This window comes from Sphingorhabdus sp., assembly GCF_044239005.1.
Lineage (GTDB): Bacteria > Pseudomonadota > Alphaproteobacteria > Sphingomonadales > Sphingomonadaceae > Sphingorhabdus_B.
This window is the reverse complement of the sequence record NZ_JBIICH010000140.1, coordinates 1-4,809: the sequence shown is the minus strand read 5'-3', so window position 1 is coordinate 4,809 and position 4,809 is coordinate 1. Positions and strand designations below refer to the sequence as shown.

The 4,809-nt window shown below is 56.5% G+C and carries 5 protein-coding genes; 4 read left to right on the top strand and 1 reads right to left on the bottom strand.

Annotated elements, in window-relative coordinates; all coding sequences use genetic code 11:
- Positions 1 to 6: 6 nt before the first annotated feature.
- From ACILQA_RS09810 to ACILQA_RS09795, 4 genes are all read left to right on the top strand, one after another.
- Positions 7 to 966 (top strand): hypothetical protein, encoded by a 960-nt coding sequence (locus ACILQA_RS09810; protein WP_395629526.1) that lies wholly within the window; start codon positions 7 to 9, stop codon positions 964 to 966.
- A complete protein-coding gene (gene tilS, locus ACILQA_RS09805) occupies positions 957 to 1,904 on the top strand; it encodes a tRNA lysidine(34) synthetase TilS (RefSeq protein WP_395629525.1) in 948 nt (315 codons plus the stop codon). The genes ACILQA_RS09810 and tilS overlap by 10 nt, the downstream gene beginning before the upstream one ends.
- A 113-nt stretch (positions 1,905 to 2,017) precedes the next feature.
- A complete protein-coding gene (gene ftsH / locus ACILQA_RS09800) occupies positions 2,018 to 3,964 on the top strand; it encodes an ATP-dependent zinc metalloprotease FtsH (protein WP_395629527.1) in 1,947 nt (648 codons plus the stop codon).
- A 65-nt stretch (positions 3,965 to 4,029) separates the two neighbouring features.
- Positions 4,030 to 4,389, top strand: coding sequence for a hypothetical protein (locus ACILQA_RS09795; RefSeq protein WP_395629524.1), 360 nt, complete (start codon positions 4,030 to 4,032; stop codon positions 4,387 to 4,389).
- Positions 4,390 to 4,498: 109 nt separating this feature from the next.
- Here ACILQA_RS09795 and rpoZ read toward each other — a convergent pair.
- The coding region (gene rpoZ, locus ACILQA_RS09790; protein WP_395629523.1) for a DNA-directed RNA polymerase subunit omega at positions 4,499 to 4,809 on the bottom strand (311 nt) is incomplete at its 5' end.

The following is a 4,809-nucleotide window of genomic DNA, read 5'->3' as shown; positions in this document are numbered from 1 at the left end:
TGAGCAATGAATTTTCGGCTTGCTTTGTTGAGCGGCGCAGCATTTGCACTCAGCGCATCCGCAGTTGCGCAAGATGCAAATATTGACGGACGCGTGGGCAAGCTTGAAAAGGAAATGCGCGCTGTCCAGCGTCAGGTCTTTCCCGCAGGTGCCGGTAAATTTATCGCGCCTGACATCCAGTCACCGACCAGCGCGCAGCCCGAAACCCCCTCCACGACCTCAGCGACCTCTGACCTGTTGGTGCGTGTCGACGCGTTGGAAGCACAGCTGGCGACTTTGACGGGTCAGGTGGAGCAGCAAGGCAACAATATGCGTGGCCTCGAAGCGCGCCTGAAAATCTTGGAAGTGCAGCTGGCGAGCGCGCAGCTGGCGAGTGCACCGCAGGAAACCGCATTGCCGGCAACCGCGCAGGCCACAACCGCTCCAAGCGTCTTACCTACCGCGGCGCCTGTGCCCGCAGCAGTGACCGTCAAGCCGAAACCCGTTGTAGCAGCAGCCAAGCCTGCGGCTACGGCGGCTAAACCGAGCGCAGCGCGCGTTGCCGCAGTTGCGGCCATTGAACGGCCAGCCACTGGCGACGCTTTTGACGATGGCTACACTTATGGCTTCAGATTGTGGGAAGCGAAATTCTACCCAGAAGCGCAAGCCACGCTGGAAGAAACGCTTAAAGCATATCCAAAGCACCGACGTGCGAGCTTCCTGCGCAACTTGCTTGGACGGGCGTGGCTCGACGACAAAAAGCCAAACACCGCCGTTAAAGTTTTCTACGATAACTACAAAGCAGACCCGCGTGGCGAACGTGCGCCCGACAGTCTGTTTTTCTTAGGGTCAGCTTTAACTGACCTCGGCAAAACGGCTGAGGCATGCGAAGCATATGGTGAGCTTACAAGAGCCTATCCCGACGTTGCCAGCGGTCGTTTGGCGGATCGGGTCACTGCCGGTAAAACACGCGCGAAGTGCAAGTAACCGTCGACGCTGCGCTTCTCGACCGCTTTAACGGCGCGGTAAATGCGCTGCATGTCACGGCGGGTGCGCGTATATTGTGCGCGGTATCCGGCGGGCCCGACAGCCTGGCGCTGCTGATATTGTTGCACAAAGCCATGCCCGATCGCGTTTTTGCCGCGACCGTCGATCATGGGTTAAGGCCAGAATCTGCCGACGAGGCATTATATGTGCAGCGCATGTGCAAAGACATGCATGTGCCGCACGTCATTTTGTCGCCAACCGAAAAAATAAGCGGGAATATTCAATCCGCTGCACGAGGCGCAAGATACGCGTTGTTGGCGCAGGCGGCAGAGCAGCATGATTGTGCGTATATCGCCACCGCGCACCATGCCGATGATCAGCTTGAAACCGTACTAATGCGACTTGCGCGCGGCAGCGGTATTGACGGGTTATCGGCTATCCGGTCGACAAATGGGAAGATATTGCGCCCCTTACTGGGGTTCACGAAAGACGAGCTGATTTCCATTTGCGCGACCGCTGGGCTCAATCCGGTGGAGGACCCCAGCAACGTGAATATCGACTTTGAACGGGTCGCGATGCGCCATTGGCTGGCGAACACGCAGCACCCCTTTCGCGCCGACCGCGCCGGACGCACCGCCAGCGCACTGGCAGATGCCTCAGAAGCGCTACATTGGATGACCGAAGCACTCACGCAAGAAAGGGTGCAGCGCGATACGGACGCCATCATCTGCGATGCGCGCGACATCCCGCGTGAGATACAACGCCGCCTGTTGATCCATTGCCTGCAACTGATGGAGCCCGACCTTGCCCCGCGCGGCGATGCCATTGACCGTCTGCTTTCCGAACTTTCGGACGGGCGCACAGCCACCATGGGTGCTGTCAAATGCGAAGGCGGCGACAATTGGCGGTTTACCATGGCACCGCCGCGGCGAAACTAAGTTTACAACTGCTGGAATTTTGCCAATCCCTATATTGTCATTCACATAATCGCGCCTACATTGCACCAGTATCTCCGCGTATTTGGCGCGGGGCTGAAATCAAGGCAGTGATGATGAACGACGAGCAGGAACCAAAGAGCAACCCGATGCTGCGGAATATGGCCATCTGGTCAGCCATCATTGTGGCGCTTCTGGTCGTCGCCTCCATTTTCAACGGCTCATCCACGCCGACCAACGGTATCACTTATTCGTCATTCCGCGACAAGGTTGAGGCAGGTGAAGTCAAATCTGTCGCCGTCGCGCCGGATCGTATCAGCGGCAAAATGCAGAATGACGAAACGTTCGTCACGGTTCCGCTGCCCAATGACTCCAGCCTCCCTTCCTTGCTGATTGAAAAAGGCGTGGTGGTCGAAGCAAAAGCCGAAGAACAACCCAGCCTGCTGTTAATCCTCGTATATCAGGCACTGCCCTTCCTGCTAATCTTGGGCATCGCATTTTTCGTGTTGCGCCAAATGCAAAAGGGCGGCGGCGCTGGCGGCGCGATGGGCTTTGGTAAGTCCAAGGCAAAGCTGCTGACCGAAAAGCATGGCAAGGTCACTTTTGAAGATGTTGCCGGCATTGATGAAGCGCGTGAAGAGCTTCAGGAAATCGTCGAATTTTTGAAAGACCCGCAGAAGTTCAGCCGTCTGGGTGGCAAGATTCCCAAGGGCGCATTGCTCGTGGGTTCGCCGGGTACTGGTAAGACGTTGCTGGCACGCGCCATTGCGGGTGAAGCAGGCGTTCCATTCTTTTCCATTTCGGGTTCTGACTTCGTTGAAATGTTCGTGGGCGTCGGCGCGAGCCGTGTGCGCGACATGTTTGAACAGGCCAAGAAAAACGCACCGTGCATCGTCTTCATCGACGAAATCGATGCCGTCGGCCGCAGCCGTGGCGCTGGCCTTGGCAACCAAAATGACGAGCGCGAACAGACGCTGAACCAGCTTCTGGTTGAAATGGATGGCTTTGAGGCGAATGAAGGCATCATCATCGTTGCCGCAACAAACCGCCCCGACGTGCTTGACCCTGCCTTGCTGCGTCCCGGTCGTTTCGACAGGCAAGTCGTGGTGCCGCGTCCTGACATTGATGGCCGCGTAAAGATCCTCGACGTGCATATGAAGAAAGTGCCCTTGGCACCTGATGTTGATGGCCGTGTCATTGCACGCGGTACGCCCGGTTTCTCCGGCGCGGATCTTGCTAACCTTGTGAACGAAGCGGCCCTGTTGGCGGCACGCCGTGGCAAGCGCTTGGTAGCTATGCGCGAATTTGAGGACGCGAAAGACAAGGTGATGATGGGCACCGAGCGTAAGTCCATGGTCATGACCGAAGACGAAAAGAAAATGACCGCCTATCACGAAGCCGGACATGCGATTGTTTCGATCCATGAAGCAGCGTCAGACCCAATCCACAAAGCGACCATCATTCCGCGCGGTCGCGCGCTGGGTATGGTCATGCGCCTGCCCGAGCGTGATAATTACAGCTATCATCGCGACAAAATGCACGCGAACCTGTCGGTATCGATGGGTGGCCGTGTGGCGGAAGAGCTGATCTTCGGTTACGACAAAGTCAGCTCCGGTGCCTCAAGCGATATCCAATATGCGACGAGCCTTGCGCGGGACATGGTAACCCAATGGGGCATGTCGGACGAAATGGGCCCGCTGCAATATGAAGAGCGGCAAGAAGGTTATCTTGGCTATGGCATGTCGCAGCGGTCAGCAATGTCGGACGAGACAGCACGCAAGATCGACGCTGAAATTCGCAAGCTGGTTGAAGGTGGGCATAAGCGCGCCACCGACCTTTTGAAAAAGCACGACAAGCAGCTCCATCTTTTGGCAAACGCATTGTTGGAGTTCGAAACGCTGTCCGGTGATGAGATCAAGCAGCTGCTTGAAACCGGCAAGTTCGAACGCGACGATGGCAAAATTGCGCAACCATCGTCCATCCCGACAGTGGGCACGGCCATTCCAAAGGCAGGTCGTCGGAAATCCTCATCCGTTGGTGACGTAACGCCACAAGGCGTCTGATTTTCATCTTTGCAAGATAACCTCAACGCTCTAGTCCGGTTGACGAGAGAGTTGAGGTCGCAAATATGAAATTCGCTGTGCTGATTGCCAGCGGTGCGCTGTTGTGTGCCGTTCCTGCCCAAGCCATGGATGCGGAAACATTTTATGTGAAGGCGCTCGCCCTCAAGAAAAAGGGCATGGGCGCGGTATTCTCAAAAGAGATCAAGCCGATGGCAAGGCTATTTCAAGCCGCCGCGGCTTCCGTCAAAGCAGAAAATGAACAAGCGCATGCTGCTGGCAAGCCGTTGTTTTGCGCACCCAAAAAATACCGTCTGACCGCCGAGCAATTTCTGGAGGGTTTCGCGAGCATTCCCCAAGAACGCAGGCGCATTCAAACCGTCCGGGATGCCTGGCGCGAGATCGTGATACGTCGTTTTCCGTGTTAGGCCGATCCTAAATAACCCCTATTTCATCACGAGGCTTCATCCGTGCGGGAATGCCAAAAGAAAAGGCCCGGACAAGCCGGGCCTCTTTCTTCAATATATCTGCGCGATATTACCGGTCGTAATCGCGCTGCATGCCTGCGCCACGTGCGGGAGCAGCGGCCGTGAGGCGAAGTGCTTCTGCCGAAAGGCTGATCGAGCCGACTGCATCGGCTTCTTCATCTTCATCCACCTGAACCTTCTGAAGCGACTGCACGAGGCCTTCTTTCAGCTGGTCTGGGCGAACCGTTTCTTCCGCGATTTCGCGCAAAGCCACAACGGGGTTTTTATCGCGATCACGATCAACAGTCAGTTCAGCACCACCAGAGATTTCACGCGCGCGTTCTGCGGCGAGTAATACGAGGTCAAACCGGTTGGTGACCT